Annotated in this window: 13 protein-coding genes; 9 read left to right on the top strand and 4 right to left on the bottom strand. The window is 75.7% G+C overall.

Annotation, left to right across the window (positions count from 1 at the left end; all coding sequences use genetic code 11):
- Positions 1-180 precede the first annotated feature (180 nt).
- Complete coding sequence (locus ASF50_RS01950; protein ID WP_056903323.1) at positions 181-1,176, top strand: helix-turn-helix transcriptional regulator; 996 nt, start codon at positions 181-183, stop codon at positions 1,174-1,176.
- A gap of 7 nt (positions 1,177-1,183) precedes the next feature.
- Here the strand turns inward: ASF50_RS01950 and ASF50_RS01955 are convergent, their stop codons facing one another.
- Positions 1,184-2,101: a diacylglycerol/lipid kinase family protein gene (locus tag ASF50_RS01955; RefSeq protein WP_056903324.1), complete on the bottom strand. Its 918-nt coding sequence runs from the start codon at positions 2,099-2,101 to the stop codon at positions 1,184-1,186.
- A 167-nt stretch (positions 2,102-2,268) separates the two neighbouring features.
- Between ASF50_RS01955 and ASF50_RS01960 the strand changes: the two genes are divergently transcribed.
- Positions 2,269-3,567, top strand: a complete 1,299-nt coding sequence (locus ASF50_RS01960; RefSeq protein ID WP_056863570.1) for an adenylosuccinate synthase — start codon at positions 2,269-2,271, stop codon at positions 3,565-3,567.
- A gap of 52 nt (positions 3,568-3,619) precedes the next feature.
- On the opposite strand, the gene ASF50_RS01965 is transcribed toward ASF50_RS01960, so the two are convergent.
- Together ASF50_RS01965 and ASF50_RS01970 are read right to left on the bottom strand one after the other, a co-directional pair.
- Positions 3,620-5,725, bottom strand: coding sequence for a serine/threonine-protein kinase (locus ASF50_RS01965; RefSeq protein WP_056903325.1), 2,106 nt, complete (start codon positions 5,723-5,725; stop codon positions 3,620-3,622).
- Positions 5,722-8,001 (bottom strand): serine/threonine-protein kinase, encoded by a 2,280-nt coding sequence (locus ASF50_RS01970; RefSeq protein WP_056903326.1) that lies wholly within the window; start codon positions 7,999-8,001, stop codon positions 5,722-5,724. Before ASF50_RS01970 ends, ASF50_RS01965 begins: the two co-directional genes overlap by 4 nt.
- A 229-nt stretch (positions 8,002-8,230) precedes the next feature.
- Here ASF50_RS01970 and purD point away from each other — a divergent pair, with 229 nt between their 5' ends.
- From purD to purB, 3 genes are all read left to right on the top strand, one after another.
- Positions 8,231-9,484, top strand: a complete 1,254-nt coding sequence (purD, locus tag ASF50_RS01975) for a phosphoribosylamine--glycine ligase (protein ID WP_056904184.1) — start codon at positions 8,231-8,233, stop codon at positions 9,482-9,484.
- A 476-nt stretch (positions 9,485-9,960) separates the two neighbouring features.
- Positions 9,961-10,623, top strand: coding sequence for a hypothetical protein (locus ASF50_RS01980; protein ID WP_056903327.1), 663 nt, complete (start codon positions 9,961-9,963; stop codon positions 10,621-10,623).
- Positions 10,624-10,685: 62 nt separating this feature from the next.
- Entirely contained in the window at positions 10,686-12,113 is a 1,428-nt protein-coding gene (purB, locus tag ASF50_RS01985; protein WP_156718034.1) for an adenylosuccinate lyase, read from the top strand.
- Positions 12,114-12,185: 72 nt separating this feature from the next.
- On the opposite strand, the gene ASF50_RS01990 is transcribed toward purB, so the two are convergent.
- On the bottom strand, positions 12,186-13,661 hold the full coding sequence (locus ASF50_RS01990) for an MFS transporter (protein ID WP_235557526.1): 1,476 nt from the start codon (positions 13,659-13,661) through the stop codon (positions 12,186-12,188).
- A 130-nt stretch (positions 13,662-13,791) separates the two neighbouring features.
- Between ASF50_RS01990 and ASF50_RS01995 the strand changes: the two genes are divergently transcribed.
- The 4 genes from ASF50_RS01995 to ASF50_RS02010 all read left to right on the top strand — a co-directional run bounded on the left by ASF50_RS01995 (position 13,792) and on the right by ASF50_RS02010 (position 17,930).
- A complete protein-coding gene (locus tag ASF50_RS01995) occupies positions 13,792-14,388 on the top strand; it encodes an antibiotic biosynthesis monooxygenase (protein WP_056863329.1) in 597 nt (198 codons plus the stop codon).
- Between the two features lie 106 nt (positions 14,389-14,494).
- On the top strand, positions 14,495-16,402 hold the full coding sequence (malQ, locus tag ASF50_RS02000) for a 4-alpha-glucanotransferase (protein WP_056903329.1): 1,908 nt from the start codon (positions 14,495-14,497) through the stop codon (positions 16,400-16,402).
- A 58-nt stretch (positions 16,403-16,460) separates the two neighbouring features.
- A complete protein-coding gene (locus tag ASF50_RS02005; protein WP_056863331.1) occupies positions 16,461-16,985 on the top strand; it encodes a hypothetical protein in 525 nt (174 codons plus the stop codon).
- 42 nt (positions 16,986-17,027) lie between these two features.
- Positions 17,028-17,930 (top strand): phosphoribosylaminoimidazolesuccinocarboxamide synthase, encoded by a 903-nt coding sequence (locus ASF50_RS02010; RefSeq protein ID WP_056903330.1) that lies wholly within the window; start codon positions 17,028-17,030, stop codon positions 17,928-17,930.
- Position 17,931: the final 1 nt, after the last annotated feature.

Consider the following 17,931-nt stretch of genomic DNA (forward strand, 5'->3'; position numbering starts at 1 on the left):
CTGCTCCTGCTCTCGTCCGTGACGGCCCGCAGGGGCGCATCGGACGGCGTGGTGGGACCGGTCGGGACGTCTCGCGGGCCCGCGGTGGGACGCCCCAACGCTACCGGAGCCGCGCCACTGGCCCGCCCCGGCCACGAGGAACCATGGCGGTGGGGGACGAGCGGCACTAACATGCCACGGATGCCCACCCGGACCCCCGCCACGCTGATGGCCGCCCTCGGCTTCCCCAAGCACGTGGACCGCCTCCACCAGCAGCTGCTGGGCCACTCCGGGCGCGAGCTCGTCTCGGTCGCGGCCGCGCTGCTCCAGACGCCCGAGGAGCTGATGAGCGCCCTCGAGCCGCTGTGCGACGCCGGCGTGGTGCGGGTGGAGGAGTCGCGGGTCTTCGTGGCCAGCGCCCCCGAGGTGGTCGCCCGCATCCTCGCCGCGCAGGCGGCGAGCGCGGCGGTCGTGCAGGCCGAGCTGGAGAGCGTCGCGGCGGCCCTGCCGTTCCTCACCGGCAGCGGGGCCCGGCCCGCCGAGGGCGAGGTGCACGACGTGCAGCCGCTCGACGGCGAGATCAGCAGCGGCGGCAACCCGATCCCGCTGCTCACCGCGCTCATGGTGCAGAGCCGCGGCGACCTGCTCTGGCTGCGCCCCGACCAGTGGCGCCACCCCTCGGAGGACGCGATGGGCGACTTCATCGGAGGCCTGGTGAGCGGGGGTCGCAGCTCGCGGGCGATCTATCCCGTGCGCGCGCTGACCGAGGCCCGCGCCACGCTCAATCACCGCGTCGAGAAGGGCGAGGTGATCCGGGTGCTGCCGACGGTCCCGACCCGCATGTTCATCATCGGCACGACCCACGCCGTGCTCCCCGAGCCGCTGGGCCAGGTCGACGAGCCGCGCTCCCTGATCCGCCAGCCGGGCCTGGTGAAGGCGCTGACCTACTGGTTCGAGGCGCTGTGGGACCGCGCGGCGCCGGTGAGCGCGCTGACCGGGGAGGCCGAGCCGCGCAGCGACATGCAGCGCTTCCTGGTGCAGCAGCTGGCCAGCGGCTCCCAGGACGAGCAGATCGCCCGCCGGCTCGGGGTCAGCCTGCGCACCGTGCGTCGCCGGGTCGCCGACCTCATGATCGAGCTCGGCGCCGAGTCGCGCTTCCAGGCCGGGGTCGAGGCGGCCCGGCGCGGGTGGCTCTGACGGTGCCTCAGCGGTGCGGCAGCACCATCGAGTAGGCGCCGGGCTCGAGGTGCCAGGTGCGCTGGCGCTCGGGACCGTAGATCTCGCCGTCGGCGGAGCAGTAGAAGGGCTCCCCGGCGATGGAGACGGTGCGACCGGTCAGGGAGATCACGTCGTCGCGCTCCTCGTGGCGCCCGAGCAGCAGGCCCGCGGCGTACCCGAAGCGCGCCAGGGGGCCGATCGAGCGCGAGACCATCACGTCGAGGCGCCCGTCGGTGGTCTCGGCCTCGGGGTTGAGCGAGGTGCCGCCGCCGACGTCGGAGCCGTTGCCGATGGCCACCATGAGCACGGGCTGGTCGAGGTCGACCACGCACTCGCCGTCGACCTCGACGCGCAGCCGCACGAAGGGCGGCTTGTACGCCGCGAGCGCCGCACCGATCGGGTAGCCGAGCTTGCCCAGGTTGACCTTGCCGACGCCGATCGAGCCGAGCCGGTCCTTCCACCGCGTGGCGCGGCGGCTGGCCTGCGCGCCGGCGCCGGCGTGGACGTTGTTGACGACGATCTCGCCGACCTCGTCGACGATGAGGTCGACGCGGCGCACCTCGCCGGTGAGCAGGACGCGGGCGGCCTCCTCGATGTCGAGGGGGATGTCGTTGCCGCGGGCGAAGTCGTTGCCGGTGCCCAGCGGCAGCAGGCCGAGCACGGCGTCGGCCAGCTCGTGGCGGCGGTGGAGCGCGGCCACGACGGCGTGCATGCTGCCGTCGCCGCCGGCCACGACGATGCGACGCGACCCGGCGCGGTGCAGGACACCGTTGAGCTCACCGGGGTCGGCGGTGGCGGCCACCTCGACGGAGGTCTCGGCGCGCAGGATGTCGAGGGCCCGCTCGAGGGTCTCCTCGTCCGACGTGCCGGCGCCGCTGTTGGTGATGACGAGAAGGGGCTCCACACCGCGACAGTAGTGGAGCGGGCGGTCGGGCGCCGACCTGCGGTAGCGTGTGGCCGCAAGAGCTCCGGTGCACTTGTGCCCGGGGCTCTCGCGTTTCCGCTCCGAGCGCGTCAGGTGCGCCGGGTCGGAGGAGTCCAGCACGCCTAGAAGCGGAAGTGAGCGAGCAGATGCCCGCGATCGCCATCATCGGTGCCCAGTGGGGTGACGAGGGGAAGGGCAAGGCCACCGACCTGCTCGGCTCCAGCGTCGACTACGTCGTGAAGTTCAACGGCGGCAACAACGCCGGCCACACCGTCGTCATCGGCCAGCCCGACGGCAGCGAGGAGAAGTACGCCCTCCACCTGCTGCCCAGCGGCATCCTGACCCCCGGCTGCACGCCGGTGATCGGCAACGGCGTCGTCGTCGACCTCAAGGTGCTCTTCGAGGAGATCGAGGGCCTCGAGGCCCGCGGCGTCGACACCAGCGGCCTGGTGGTCAGCGCCAGCGCGCACGTCATCGCCGACTACAACCGCACCGTCGACAAGGTCACCGAGCGCTTCCTCGGCTCGCGTCGCCTCGGCACGACGGGGCGCGGCATCGGCCCGACCTACGCCGACAAGATGAACCGCATCGGCATCCGGGTGCAGGACATCTTCGACGAGAAGATCCTGCGCCAGAAGATCGAGGGCGCCCTGGAGCTCAAGGGCCAGGTGCTGACGAAGATCTACAACCGTCGCGCCCCCTCGGTCGACGAGACCCTCGAGGAGCTGCTGCAGTACGCCGACCGGCTGCGCCCGATGGTCCGCGACACCGGCCTGTTGCTCAACCAGGCCCTCGACCGCGGCGAGACCGTGCTGCTCGAGGCCGGCCAGGCCACCCTGCTCGACGTCGACCACGGCACCTACCCCTTCGTTACGTCGTCGTCGGCGACCGCCGGGGGCGCCTGCACCGGCTCGGGCATCCCGCCGATGCGGATGGACCAGGTGATCGGCATCGTGAAGGCCTACACCACGCGCGTCGGCGAGGGCCCCTTCCCGACCGAGCTCTTCGACGACGCCGGCGAGCACCTGCGCAAGGTCGGCGCCGAGTACGGCACCACGACCGGTCGCCCGCGGCGCTGCGGCTGGTACGACGCCGTCATCGCCCGCTACGCCGCCCGCGTCAACGGCGTCACCGACTTCGTGCTCACCAAGCTCGACGTGCTGACCGGTCTGGAGCAGGTGCCGGTCTGCGTGGCCTACGACGTCGGCGGGGTCCGCCACGACGAGATGCCGGTCAACCAGACCGACTTCCACCACGCCGTGCCGATCTACGAGTACCTCCCCGGCTGGTGGGAGGACCTCAGCGCCTGCCGCACCTTCGAGGACCTGCCCGCCAACGCCCAGGCCTACGTGCGCGCGGTGGAGAAGATGTCGGGCGCGCGCATCTCGGTCGTCGGCGTCGGCCCCTCGCGCGAGGCGACCGTCGTGGTGCACCCGCTGGTCTGACCGGTCCCGGACGAGCCCGGTGCGACCGTCCCGTGCCGGTGCCCGGTGCGGCCTAGTACTGCCGCTCGGTCTCGGTGACGCGGTCGGCCACGGCCAGGACGACGCCGGGATCGACCAGGGGCCACCGCGTGGCGGTGAGGGACGACTCGTCGGAGGACTCGCTGGAGGACTCGCTGGGGGAGCCGTCGAGCACGACGGCGCGCGGGCGCTCGACGCCGACGAGGGCCACCAGCTCGTCGTCGCCGTCGCCGTCGACGTCGGAGACCACGGCGTGCGGGGAGTAGCCGGCGTCGTCGTCGGTCGGTGCGAGCGCGCTCGCCCCGCCGAGCCCGTCCTCCCACGACCAGGCGCTCACCGCGAGGTCGGTGCCGACGTGCACGAGGGTGGCGGTGCCGTCGCCGTCGAGGTCGGCCTGCCGGAAGACGCCGGTGCCGTAGCCGGGCTCGTCGAGCACCAGCGTCTCGCCGACCTGCTCGAAGGAGTCGCCGCGCGACACGAGGCCGCGCAGCACGGTGGTGCGGCCGAGGGTGTCGACCTCCACGAGGTCGTCGCGACCGTCGCCGTCGAGGTCGCCGACGGTCCAGGTCGTGCTCGCGCCCGGTGACCGCTCGACCTCGGCCCAGGTCGCCTCGCGCTGCCAGTCCTCCTCGGCGGTGCTGAGCATCACCGTGACGGTGGCGGTGTCGTCGAGGGCGGTGCCGACGGCGAGATCGTCGCGCCCGTCGCCGTCGAAGTCCCCGAGCGCGGCGGTGCCGGTGCCGTAGTCGAACGTGCCGACCTCCTCGGCGGGAGGCACGACCATCAGTGAGCTGCGGCGCGGCGCGGGATCACCCGCGTCGAGCGGGCCGGGCGCCACCGCGACGCGCAGGCTCGAGCCGTCGCCGTCGACGGTGACCCGGTCGAGGACGCCGTCGCCGTCGACGTCGCCCAGCACCGTGCGGGGGTTGACCTCCGCGACCCGCTCCGCGTCGTCGACGGCCGCGCCGTCGGAGCGCTGCAGCTGCCCGCCGTCGAGGTCGAGCAGCAGCAGGTCGCCGAGGCCGTCGCCGTCGACGTCACCGCGCGCGGCGGGGTCCTCGCGGGCCGGGGCGGGGTCCGCGGGGAGCGGCAGGCCCGCGGCTGCGGCGGGACCGGTCGCCGGGCCGGACGCCGTGTCGCGCGGCGCGTCGTCGGGCCACAGCAGCAGGCCGGCGGCGACCGCACCCGCCGCGACGGCGAGGCCGAGCCCGGCGGCGGCCAGGCGACCCCGCCGCGACCGCCCCGCGGGCGGCGGGGGCCGCAGGGCGGCGCCCGACCCGGTCGAGCGCTCGTGCCCGCCGAGGCGGCGCAGGTCCTCGCGCAGCGCGGCGGCCCCGGGGTGGCGGTCGGCGGGGTCCTTGGCCAGGGCCCGGGCGAGCACGGGGTCGAAGGCGGCCTTGGCCGGGTGGCCCTCCGGCAGCTGGGGCACGGGGGCCGAGACGTGCGCCATCGCGACCTGCACGTCGCTGCCGGCGTAGGGCGGACGTCCGGTCAGCGCCTCCACGAGCAGGCAGCCCACGGCGTAGACGTCGCTGGCGGGGGTGGCGGGGGCGCCCCGGGTCAGCTCGGGGGCGAGGTAGCTCCAGGTGCCGGCGACCGCCCCGGGGGAGGTGAGGCCGCTCGACTCGGTGAGCGCGACACCGAAGTCGCACAGGTAGACGTGGGGCCGGTCGAGCCGGTCGTCGCGCAGGAGCACGTTGGCGGGTTTCACGTCGCGGTGCACCACGCCCACCGCGTGGGCCGCGACGAGGGCGTCGCAGACCTGCGCGACGACGGTGGCGGCCAGCTCGGGGCGCAGCGGGCCGTGCACGGCCAGCAGCCGGCCCAGGTCGCCGCCGGTGGCCAGCCGCGTCACGAGGTACGGCGACCCGGCGTGCTCGCCGTGCTCGTAGATGGCGATGACGTGCGGGGAGTCGAGCCGCGCCAGCACCGCCGCCTCGCGCTGGAAGCGGGCGGCGAAGGCGGGGGAGTCGGCGAGGGCGCCGCGCACGACCTTGATCGCGACGCGTCGCCCCAGGGAGGTGTCGGTGGCGGCGAAGACCTGGCCCATGCCGCCCACGCCGACGACGGCGTCGATGTGGTAGCTGCCCAGGGTGCTGCCGACGCGCAGGGGTCCGGCGCCGCCCGCGGGCCCGGTCACGGGACGGTCTGTCCCATCACGCTCTGCTCGAGGCGGTAGGTGAGGTCGGCGCTCCAGCTGGCCCACTCCTCGGTGTCGCCGAAGCGCTCGCCGTCGGAGCGCACGACCAGCACCTTGGCGGTGCGGTCGTCCTGCGGGCCCACGGCGAGCAGGTCGACGCGGCCGTCGCCGTCGACGTCGCTGAGGGTGAAGCGGGCCTGGAGGTCGCCGCCGTCGCCGGTGACGGAGTCGATGACCCCGGCGCCGACCGGCTCGCCGAGACCCTCCTCGCCGAGGCCGCGCACGGAGACCTCGAAGTAGTCCTCGCCGGTGCCGGACACGCTCACCAGCTCGTCGTCGCCGTCGGCGTCGACGTCACCCGCGAGCGTGGCGATGTCGAAGCCGTCCTCGCCGGTGCTGCTCGTGCCCTCGTCGAAGCCGTCGCCGGTGCCGAGGTAGAGGGTGGTGACCTGCTCGGGGTCGTCGGCCAGCGGGTCGGGGCTGGTCGAGACCACCACGTCGAGCAGGCCGTCGCCGTCGTAGTCGCCGGCCTCCACGGTGGGGGTGAGGTCCTCGCCCGGTCCGTCGACCTCCATGAGCGGCTCGGCCTCGCCGAAGCCGTCCTCGCCCTGGCCGTGGGCGACGAAGAACTCGTAGGGCCGGTCGGGCTCCCAGGCCAGCAGGAGCAGGTCGTCGAGGCCGTCGCCGTCCACGTCGCCGGCCCAGGGGGTGACGTTGCGGGCGTCGCTGGGGCGGTCGATGTTGAAGCCGAACTCGCCGCCGTCGGTGAGCCCGGCGGCGACGTAGATGCGCCGGTCCCGCCCGGCCGGCACGTAGACCGAGACGACCTCGCTGAGGCCGTTGCCGTCGACGTCGGCCAGCGTGATGGTGCGCAGGGTGCGGGCGCCCACGGCGTAGTCGCGCTCCGGCTGGGCCTCGAGCTGCTCACCGTCGGAGAGCAGGCTGGTGGAGAAGAAGCTGTAGATGTCGCCCTGCTGGACGGGGTAGATCGACACGGCGTCGCCCAGGCCGTCGGCGTCGATGTCGCCGGCGATCGGACCCTCCGGGGGCTCCGGGGCGGCGCTGGCCTGGTCGGTCGCCTCGGCCCCGCTCGCCCCGTCGCCGCTGTCGCCGCTGTCCCCGTCGGCGCCGGTGGCGGAGGAGGTCGACCCGTCGTCGGACCACGGCGTGGTGACCACGAGGGCGGTGCCGCCGGCGACGAGCACGGCGAGGGCGGCGACGCCGGCCAGCACGACCGGACGCCGGCCCCGGCCGGCCCCGCCCGACGAGGCGCCCCGCCCCGTCGCGCGGCGCCGGCCCGGGGTGGCGGCGGCGGCGGCCGCGGCGGCAGCGGCGGCGCTGGAGCCCGAGCCGGCGGAGCCGGAGGGGCCCGACGCCCCCGTGGGCGTGGCGGGAGCGGGCACGGGCACGGGGGTGATGCCGCTGCCGGGAGCGAGCGGGGTCGCCGCGGCGGCCAGGAGGTCCTGGCGCATGGCCTCGGCGTCGGGGTAGCGGTCGGCGGGGTCCTTGGCCATGCTGCGCGCCAGGATGGCGTTGGCCCACCGGGTGAAGTCGTCGCTGCCGGTGAGCTGGCGCACCGGGGAGGTCTGGTGGGCGATGGCGATCTCGACGTCGGAGCCGACGTAGGGGGCCGTGCCGGTGAGTGCCGCCCAGAAGAGGCAGCCCAGGGAGTAGAGGTCGGAGGCCGGGGTGGCCTCGCGGCCCTCGCCGCACTCGGGCGAGAGGTAGCTCCAGGTGCCGGCCACCGCGCCGGGGGCCGTCAGGTGGTCGGCCTCGTCGCCGGCGCGGGCGATGCCGAAGTCGCACAGGTAGACGTGGAGGTCGGCGGCGGTGGCGTCGCGCAGCAGCACGTTGCTGGGCTTGATGTCGCGGTGGACCACGCCGGCCCGGTGGGCGTCGGCGAGGGCGTCGGCGACCTGGGCGCACAGGGTCGCGGCCAGCTGCGGGGGCATGGGGCCGCGGGCGCGCAGCTGGCCGCCGAGGTCGCCGCCGGCGATGTACTGCGTCGCGATGTAGGGGCAGCCCTCGTGCTCGCCGTGGTCGTAGATCTCGATGACGTGGGGGGAGTCGAGCCGGGCCAGGAGGGTGGCCTCGCGGTCGAAGCGGCGCAGGAACTCCTCGGAGTCGCCCAGCTCGGCCGAGACGACCTTGAGGGCCACCTGGCGGTGCAGCGACAGGTCGGTGGCGCCGAGGACGACGCCCATGCCGCCCCGGCCGATCTCGTGGTCGATGCGGTAGCGGTCGAACTGATCACCGACGCGGGGGAGTGAGGCCATGGTGGGCGTCCTTCCCCCTCGCAGGCGACCTGAACCCCGCCGGGAGCACCCGGCTCACCGGGGTCGCTGCGGCGCGGGGCGCCGGCGGCGGCCACTACCCTGGTGCACCGTGACCGACCCCTCGCCCCAGGACCCGACCCACGCCCCGCCCCAGGCCGCGTCTCGCGACGGCGCCGACGGCGGGACCGGTCCCGCACCCCACGTGACCGGCACCGTGCCGACCGGTCCGCTGACCTGCCTGGTCGTGGGCCCCGGTGGTCGCGAGCACGCGCTGGCCCGGGCCCTGGCCCACGACGCGGGCGTCGCCGCGGTGCACGCCGCCCCGGGCAACCCCGGCATCGCCGCCGTCGCCACGCTGCACGACGTGGACGCGCTCGACGGCGAGGCCGTCGCCGACCTCGCGGTGTCGCTGGGCGCCGACCTGGTCGTCGTCGGGCCCGAGGCGCCGCTGGTGGCCGGGGTCGCCGACGCCGTCCGCGCCCGTGGCATCGCGGTCTTCGGCCCGACCCGGGCCGCCGCCGAGCTCGAGGGGTCGAAGGCCTTCGCCAAGGACGTCATGGCCGCGGCCGGGGTGCCCACCGCGGCCGCCCGGGTGTGCACCTCCGCGGTCGAGGTGCAGGCCGCCCTCGACGCCTACGGCCCGCCCTACGTCGTCAAGGACGACGGCCTGGCCGCCGGCAAGGGGGTCGTGGTGACCCTCGACCGCGACGAGGCCGTCGAGCACGCCGCACGCTGCGGACGCGTGGTGATCGAGGAGTTCCTCGACGGCCCGGAGGTCTCGCTCTTCGCGCTCACCGACGGCGCGACGGTCTACCCGCTCCAGCCGGCCCAGGACTTCAAGCGCATCGGCGACGGCGACGTCGGGCCCAACACCGGCGGCATGGGGGCCTACACCCCGCTGCCGTGGGCCCCCGACGACCTCGTCGAGGAGGTGCTGGCCACGGTGCTCCAGCCCACCGTCGACGAGATGGCCCGCCGCGGCACCCCCTTCGCCGGGCTGCTCTACGCCGGGCTCGCCCTCACCTCGCGCGGCACCCGCGTGGTCGAGTTCAACGCCCGCTTCGGCGACCCGGAGACCCAGCCGCTGATGGCGCTGCTCGACTCGCCGCTCTCGCCGCTGCTGGTCGGCGCGGCCACCGGCACCTTGGCCGACGTCGCCCCGCCGGCGTGGCGCCCGGGCGCGGCCGTCGGGGTCGTGATGGCCAGTCGCGGCTACCCGGAGACCTCGTCGTCGGGCGACGTGATCGTCGGGATCGACGCGGCCGAGGCCCTGCCCGACGTGCACGTCGTCCAGGCCGGCACGGCCCTGCGCGACGGCGACCTGGTGACCGCCGGCGGTCGGGTGCTCGCGGTCGTCGCCACCGGGGCCGACCTGGCCGCCGCCCGCCGGGCGGCCTACGACGGGGTCGCCTCCGTCGACTTCCCCGGCGCGCAGCACCGCACCGACATCGCCGCGGGTGCCGCGGCGGGAGGCGGCGCCTGAGGTAGCGCCTGAGGTAGCGCCTGGGGTGGCGCCCGGCCCGCGACCGAGGCGGCTCGCGGCGATCGGGGCGTGAGAGCCCTCGCCGCCTCGCCGCCGAGACCGCCGAGGCCGCCGCGGCGCCGCACGCCTGCTGCGTGCCGGGCGTCTGGCCCCTGACGCGGGTCCCGGCTGCCTCGGGTCCGGCTGCCCCCGGGTCCCCGAGCCACCTGCAGGTCCCGGGGTGCGCGGGTCTGCGGCAGGCGGGCGGAGGGCGCCGGGTCGCAAGCGCCCCGAGAGGCCTCGTCCGCGTGCTAGGGGGAGGGGCACGACCGTGCCCCTCCCCCTAGCACGCCGGCACCACCTCTCAGGGACTTCTTCCTGCTCGGGTCCCTCCGGTCGTCCCCGTGACCCTGTGACCTACCGCGCCCTCGCCCCGTCGTCCACAGGCCGCGCAGCGCGGCGTGCGGCGGGGGTCGCCGCCGTCGTAGCGTCCTGCCGTGTCCCACTCCGACGGCGGCTCCCCCGGGGACGCCCCCGGCGGCCCCGCGGGAGGCACCGAGGGCGACTCACCGGGTGCGTCCCAGCGGCGGGCCTGCCCGCTCATGACCGGGCGGGAGGCCACGGCGGCCCTGCGCCGGGCCGGGCTGCCCGAGCGCCAGGCCCGGGTGGTGCTCGCCTCGGGGCTCGCGGGGCGCCCCGACCGCGCCGGCTCGGCGCACCTCTTCGACGCCCACCGAGTGCTCGCCCTCGCGCGGCGGCGCGTGCCCACCGACGAGGAGCTGGCAGCGGCGTACCCGCTCGGGCTCTTCCTGGCCCGCCGCGTCGTGCCGGCCGACGCGTCCTGGGACGACCAGGTCGCGGGGCTGAGCCGGGAGTGGGCCATGTCGCCCTTCAGCGCGGTGATGCTCAAGGAGCGCGTGGGGCGCCAGGGCTTCCTCCCCCTGGTCGGCACCACCGGCGGCTTCGTGGCCGTCGCGGCCGAGATCCGCGCCGTCGTGCGGATCGGGAGCCGCACCAGCGACTTCCGGCTCGAGCCGCCCGGGCGGTGGGCGAACGACCTGCTCGAGACCCGCCTCCCCGCGGGCCCCGGCCCCTCCTGGGTCTTCCTCGGCACCGGGTGGTCGGCCAACCGGCTGGTCCGGCCGCCCCGCGCCGGGTGAGGGGCCGCGAGGAGGTCCGGCCCCGCCGTCGGGGAGCGGACGGGCGGCGCGACCGTGGGAGGATGAGGTACGTGACCGTGCCCAACGTCCTCGCCACCCGCTACGCCGCCGCCGACCTCGCCGAGATCTGGTCGCCCGAGCACAAGATCGTCCTCGAGCGGCGGCTGTGGATCGCTGTCCTCCGCGCCCAGCGCGACCTCGGGATCGCGGTGCCCGACGGCGTGGTCGAGGACTACGAGGCGGTCGTGGAGCAGGTCGACCTGGCCTCGATCGCCGCCCGCGAGCGGGTCACCCGCCACGACGTGAAGGCGCGCATCGAGGAGTTCTGCGCGCTGGCCGGCCACGAGCAGGTGCACAAGGGCATGACCTCGCGCGACCTGACCGAGAACGTCGAGCAGCTGCAGCTCAAGCAGTCGCTGGAGCTGCTGCGCGACCGGGCCGTGGCCACCGTCGCCCGTCTGGCCCGCCTGGCCGCCGAGCACCAGAGCACCGTGATGGCCGGCCGCTCGCACAACGTCGCCGCCCAGGCCACCACGCTGGGCAAGCGCTTCGCGACCGTCGCCGACGAGATGCTCATCGGCGTCGAGCGCGTCGAGGAGCTGCTCGCGCGCTACCCCCTGCGCGGCATCAAGGGCCCGATGGGCACCGCGCAGGACATGCTCGACCTGCTCGACGGCGACGCCACCAAGCTGGCCGCCCTGGAGCAGCGCGTGGCCGCCCACCTCGGCTTCGACCGGGTGCTGACCAGCGTCGGCCAGGTCTACCCCCGCTCGCTCGACTTCGACGTGCTCTCCGCCGTGGTGCAGCTGGTCGCCGGACCGTCCAACCTCGCCACGACGATCCGGCTGATGGCCGGCAACGAGATCGTCACCGAGGGCTTCAAGGAGGGCCAGGTCGGCTCCTCGGCCATGCCCCACAAGATGAACACCCGCTCCTGCGAGCGGGTCAACGGCCTCGCGGTGGTCACCCGCGGCTACCTCTCGATGGTCGGCGAGCTCGCCGGCGACCAGTGGAACGAGGGCGACGTCTCCTGCTCGGTGGTGCGCCGGGTGGCCCTGCCCGATGCCTTCTTCGCTGCCGACGGGCTCTTCCAGACCTTCCTCACCGTGCTCGACGAGTTCGGTGCGTTCCCCGCGGTGATCCAGCGCGAGCTCGACCGCTACCTGCCCTTCCTGGCCACCACGAAGGTCCTGATGAGCGCCGTGCGCAACGGCGTGGGCCGCGAGAGCGCCCACGAGGCGATCAAGGAGGCCGCGGTCGGGGTGGCCCTCGACATGCGCCGCGGCCAGGCCGACAACGACGTCTTCGCCCGCCTCGCCGCCGACGAGCGGCTCGGCCTGACCACCGAGCAGCTCGACGCGCTCGTGGCCGACCCGATCACCTTCACCGGCGCCGCGGTCGAGCAGGTCGAGCAGGTCTGCCGGCAGGTGGCCGCGCTGGTCGAGCGGCACCCGGCGGCGGCGGCGTACGCGCCCGGCGCCATCCTCTGACCGAGGCCCGCCTCGCCCCGGGCCCGACCGTGGGCAGGGCACGGCAGGGCCCCTGCCGTGCCGGTGCCAGCCTCAGGCGCGGGCCCGCTCCAGGCGCAGCGCGCGTACGGCGAGCAGCAGCGCGACGCCCAGCAGCAGCACGCCGGTGAGCAGCGCCGCGCGCAGGCCCGCGCCGGGGGAGAAGGACCCCGCGACCACCTGGTAGACGGTCATCAGCAGCGCCGCGCCGATCGAGGCGCCGATGCGCTGGCCGGTCTGCAGTGCCCCACCGGCCGCGCCACCCATGCGGGGCGGCACGTCGGCGAGGGTGAGGGTGATGTTGGGGGAGACGACCGCGCCGCCGCCGAGGCCGGCCAGCAGCAGGGCGGGCGCCGCGAGCAGGACCAGCGTGGTGCCCTCGCGGCCCGGCGCCACGAGGGCCACGGCGACGACGCCGACCATGGTGGTGACCAGGGCGGCCACGGTGATCCGTCGGCCGACCGTCGAGATCCAGCGGCCCACCAGCGGGGCGCTGGTGGCCGAGCCGAGCGCGAAGGGCACCAGCAGCAGACCGGCCATCAGGGGGGTCCAGCCCAGGCCCTCCTGGAGGTGGACCGAGAGCACGAGCAGGAGCCCGGTGAAGCCGGTGAAGTACAGCGTGCCGACGCTGAGGCCGCTGGCGTAGCCCGGCAGGCGGCGCAGCAGCGCGACGTCGAGCAGCGGCGGGTGCCCGCGGCCCACGGTGCGGCGCTCCCAGCGCACGAAGCCCCACGCGAAGAGGGGCACGCCGAGCAGGAGCAGCAGCGGCAGGCGCGCGCCGCTCTCGACGCTCACGACGGGGTAGAGCAGGCACAGCACCGTGGCGCCGAGCAGCAGCGCGCCGGGCACGTCGATGCGTGGGTCGTCGTCGTCCTCGCGGCGGACGCGCTTGGGCACCATCCGCACCACCGCGATCGCCGCGACGACGCCGATCGGCACGTTGATGAGGAAGAGCCAGCGCCAGCCGTCCTCCTCACCGGCGAGCGCGATGATCGCCCCGCCGATGACCGGGCCGGCCGCGGAGGCCGAGGAGACGGTGAACCCGAACAGCCCGAAGGCACGGCCGCGCTCGGGACCGCGGAAGAGCTGCTGGATCAGCCCGGAGTTCTGCGGGGTGAGCAGGCCGGCGGTGGCGCCCTGGAGGAGCCGCGCCGCGACCACGGTCTCCGCCGTCGGCGCGAGCCCCACCGCGGCGCTGGAGAGCACGAAGCCGGTGAGCCCGATCAGCATCAGCCGGCGACGGCCGTAGGCGTCGCCGAGGCGGCCGCCGGCCACGAGCACGAGGCCGAAGGTGAGCGCGTAGCCGGACACGACCCACTGGATGGTGCCGGCCGAGGTGTCGAGGCCGGCCTGCATCGAGGGCACGGCGACGTTGACGATGGAGACGTCGAGCAGCGACATGAAGCCGACCACCAGCGACACCCCGAGGATGCGCCAGCGGCGCGGGTCGGGCTCCCACTGCTCCTCGTCGTCGTGGTGGGAGGGGTGGTCCTCGCCGGTCGACGACCTCGGGACCACGCGCTCGCTCACACCGGCCAGCCTCCCCGACCGCCCAAGACCCGGAGGGGTGGGCCGCCCCGGCAGTGTGCGGCGGCGTGCGGCGGCGGGCGGCGGCGCCAGCAGATTTGCGGTGGGGCCCGGGCGGCTCGACGCTTGTCGCATGGGCTCACCGGTGACCGTCTCCATCACCCGTCACGTCGACCCCGGGCGCGAGGCCGAGATGGCCAGCTGGCTCCAGGCCGGCACGGCGCTGGCCCAGCGCTTCCCCGGCTTCCTGGGCGCCGGGTGGGTGCGCCCCGAGCGCGACTCGGAGACCTGGCACATGCTCTACCGCTTCGCCGACGCCGAGGCGCTGGCCCACTGGGAGACCTCCCACGAGCGGCAGTGGTGGCGCGACTCCTCGGCCGGGCTCGGGGTGACCGAGTCCCGCGTCGAGCGGCGTACGGGCATCGAGGGGTGGTTCGACGACCCCACCAGCCGCGACGTGCGCGACCTGCGGGTGACCCCGCCGGCGCCGCCGCGGTGGAAGCAGGCCTCGGTGATCTTCATGGTGTTCTACCCGCTCAGCGTGCTGGCCAACTGGGTCGCGGGCCACGTGGTGGCCGACCTCGTGCTCCCGCTGCGCGTGCTGGCCACCGTGCTGGTGATGACGCCGATCATGACCTACCTCGCCCTGCCCTGGATGACCCGGCGGATGGAGTGGTGGCTCCACGGCCGCCCCGCGCCCTGGCGCAGCACGACGCTCCAGCGCCGGTGAGCGGCAGCGCGCCCGCCGTCACGCCCGGCAGGTGCTGACCGCGGGCCAGGACGGCACCCCACGAGGGGTGGTCCGCGGCGACCGCGCGGCTCCTAGGGTCGGGGGCGTGCCCGACGCGACCCCCTTCGAGCCGCGCGTCGACGACCGCGGCCTCCAGCTGACCTGGCTCGACGCCGACGACGAGCCCCGGGAGGCACCGGAGGCCACGGTCGCCGCGCTGCGCGAGGTCATCGGCACCCCGCCCGACGACCTGGCCGCCCGCGGGCCGCTGGTCTCCCGGCCCGGGCGCGACCTCGGCCTGGGGGCCGTGCGGGTCGTCTGCGAGGACGGGAGCCGGCACGACGTCGACGGCCCGCTGCCCGCCGACTTCCCGCTCGGCTACCACCGCCTCACCACCGCCGAGGGCGTCGAGCGCCGGCTGGTGGTCTCGCCCGGTCGCTGCTGGACCCCCGAGCAGCCCACCTGGGGCTGGGCGGTGCAGCTCTACGCCACGCGCTCGCGCGCCGGCTGGGGCATCGGCGACCTGGGTGACCTCGCCGCACTGCGCCGCTGGACCGAGCGCCTGGGCGGCGGGCTGCTCGTGGTCAACCCGCTGCACGCCGTGGGCCCGTCGCTGCCGCAGGAGGCCAGCCCCTACCTGCCGGCCACCCGCCGCTTCCGCAACCCGCTCTACCTGCGCGTCGAGGACGTGCCGGGCTGGGACGACGCGCTGCTGGCCGAGCTCGACCTGGCCGAGGACCTCGCCGCGGCCCGCGCCACCGACCTGGTCGACCGGGACCGCGTGTGGCCGCTCAAGGCCCGCGCCCTGCGCGCCGTGCTCGACCGCAGCGGCCCGGGCGAGCGACCCGAGGGGGCCGGGGACGACTTCGCCGCGTGGCGCCGGGCGGAGGGCGAGGGGCTCGAGCGCTTCGCGCTGTGGAGCGTGGTCGCCGGTGACCACGGCGCCGACTGGCACGCCTGGCCCGAGGCCCTGCGCGACCCCGACGGCCCGGCCGTCGCCGACCTGGCCCGCGAGCGCGCCGACGACGTCACCTTCCACGCCTGGCTGCAGTGGCTGCTCGACGCCCAGCTGCGCGCCGCCTCCGGCGACCTCACCGTCGTGCAGGACCTGCCGATCGGCGTCTCCGGCGGGGGGTCCGACGCCTGGTCGTGGCAGGGCGTGCTCGCCGACGGCGTCACCGTCGGCGCTCCGCCCGACGCGCTCAACTCCAGCGGCCAGGACTGGGGCTCCCCGCCGCTGGTGCCCTGGCGCCTGCAGGAGGCCGACTACGAGCCCTTCGTCCAGGCCGTGCGCGCCACGCTCGCCGGCGCCGGCGGGCTGCGCGTCGACCACGTGATGGGCCTCTTCCGGCTGTGGTGGATCCCCGAGGGCGCCGAGCCCACGCAGGGCGCCTACGTGCGCTACCCCAGCGACGACCTGCTCGACATCGTGGCGCTGGAGTCCCACCGCGCCCGCGCCGTCGTGGTCGGCGAGGACCTCGGCACCGTCGAGCCGGGGGTCCGCGAGGCGCTGGCCGAGCGCGACGTGCTCACCTACCGCGTGCTGTGGTTCGAGGACGAGGAGCCGGCGACCTGGCCCGCCAGCGCCCTCGCCACCGTCACCACCCACGACCTGCCCACCGTGGCCGGGCTGTGGACCGGCAGCGACGTCGAGGACCAGCTGGCCAGCAGCGACATGGACCCCGCCGCCGTGCGCGCGGGCCGCGAGGAGCTGCGCGAGCGGCTGCTGCGCCACGACGCGCTCGCGCCCGACGACGGGCCCGACCGGGCCGTCGCCGCGGCCTACGAGAGGCTCGCCCAGGCGCCCTGCCACATGCTGTCGCTCTCGCTGGAGGACGCCCTGGGCGAGGAGCGCCGGCCCAACGTGCCGGGCACCACCGAGCGACCCAACTGGTGCCTCCCGCTGCCCCTGGCCGTCGAGGACCTCGTGGCCGGCCCCGCCGACCACCTCGCCCAGCGGGTGGCCGGCCGGGTGGCCGAGCGTGCGGCCGACGGGGGAGCCGGTCGGGGATAACCCTTGACCTGCGCCTGGGGCGTTGTCCCCGCGGCACGACCTCGCGCAGGCTCGGGGCATGACCTCCTCGACCACCGCCCTCCCCGCACGCCCCCGTCGTACGCCGCGCCGCGCCGCGACCGCCGCGGCGGCCGCGCTGGCCGGCCTCGTCGGGTCGCTCGCCCTGGCCGCGCCCGCCTCGGCGGTGACCCAGGCGAGCGCGGAGACGCAGTTCCGCGCCGCCGGCATCACCTGGACCTCCTCGGGCGGCTGCACCGACCGCACCGTGTCGACCTGCACCTCCTTCGACGGCCTGCGCCAGACCAGCGTCGACGGTGCGATCACCCTGAAGCGGGCCAGCGGCTGCGCGCTGACCATCACCGGTGGCACCGAGACCGGTCACGCCGGCGGCACCTACAGCCACAGCGCGGGCTACAAGCTCGACTTCTCCCGCACCTCCTGCCTCACCTCGTGGGTGCAGCGCACCTACACCTACGTCGGCCAGCGCAGCGACGGCGCCGCGCTCTACCGCGCCGCCTCGGGCAACGAGTACGCCGACGAGGGCAACCACTGGGACGTCACCTACTACACCTGCGGCTGCTGAGCGCCCACCGCCGGGCGGGGCGCCGCCCTCTAGGCTGAGCCCGTGAGCGCCGCCGACCTCAACATCCCCACCGCACCCCCGATCGCGGGTGCGCGCCCGCTGCACTCGGGCAAGGTGCGCGACCTCTACGAGATCGAGGAGGGCGAGCACGCCGGTCAGCTGCTCATGGTGGCCAGCGACCGGATCTCGATCTTCGACTTCGTGCTCGACTCGACCATCCCCGACAAGGGCGAGATCCTCACCCGGATGTCGCTGTGGTGGTTCGACCAGCTCGCCGACCTCGTGCCCCACCACGTGCTGTCCACCGACGTGCCGGCGGCCGTCGCGGGGCGCGCTGTGGTCTGCGAACGGCTGGCGATGTGGCCGGTCGAGTGCGTCGCGCGGGGCTACCTCACCGGCTCCGGCCTGGTCGACTACGCCGCCAGCGGCGAGGTCTGCGGGGTCGCGCTCCCGGCCGGCCTGGTCGACGGCAGCCGGCTCCCGGAGCCGATCTTCACCCCGGCCACCAAGGCCGAGCTGGGCGAGCACGACGAGAACGTCTCCTATGCCGCCGTCGCGGCCACCATCGGCGACACGGCCGCGGAGGAGCTGCGCGACCTCACCCTGGCCGTCTACGCCCGCGCCGAGGCGCTGGCCCGCGAGCGGGGCATCGTGCTGGCCGACACCAAGCTGGAGTTCGGCGCCCGCGCCGACGGCACGACCGTGCTGGGCGACGAGGTGCTCACCCCCGACTCCTCCCGCTTCTGGCCCGCCGACGCCTGGCGGCCCGGCCGCACCCAGCCGTCGTACGACAAGCAGATCGTGCGCAACTGGGCCCTGTCGCCGGAGTCGGGCTGGGACCGCGCCTCCGGCGAGGCGCCGCCCCCGCTGCCCGCCGAAGTCGTCGAGCGCACGCGGGCGCGCTACGTCGAGGCCTACGAGCTGCTCACGGGCGAGAGGTTCTGAG

The organism is Nocardioides sp. Leaf307, assembly GCF_001423135.1.
Taxonomy (GTDB): Bacteria; Actinomycetota; Actinomycetes; order Propionibacteriales; family Nocardioidaceae; genus Nocardioides; species Nocardioides kribbensis.

What these genes read in the sequence shown, in the direction of transcription:
- ASF50_RS01950 (WP_056903323.1), top strand. Translation starts at nt 181, where the DNA reads ATGCCCACCCGGACCCCCGCCACGCTGATGGCCGCCCTCGGCTTCCCC.
- ASF50_RS01960 (WP_056863570.1), top strand. Translation starts at nt 2,269, where the DNA reads ATGCCCGCGATCGCCATCATCGGTGCCCAGTGGGGTGACGAGGGGAAG.
- ASF50_RS01970 (WP_056903326.1), bottom strand. Translation starts at nt 8,001, where the DNA reads ATGGCCTCACTCCCCCGCGTCGGTGATCAGTTCGACCGCTACCGCATC.
- purB (WP_156718034.1), top strand. Translation starts at nt 10,686, where the DNA reads ATGAGGTACGTGACCGTGCCCAACGTCCTCGCCACCCGCTACGCCGCC.
- ASF50_RS01995 (WP_056863329.1), top strand. Translation starts at nt 13,792, where the DNA reads ATGGGCTCACCGGTGACCGTCTCCATCACCCGTCACGTCGACCCCGGG.
- ASF50_RS02005 (WP_056863331.1), top strand. Translation starts at nt 16,461, where the DNA reads ATGACCTCCTCGACCACCGCCCTCCCCGCACGCCCCCGTCGTACGCCG.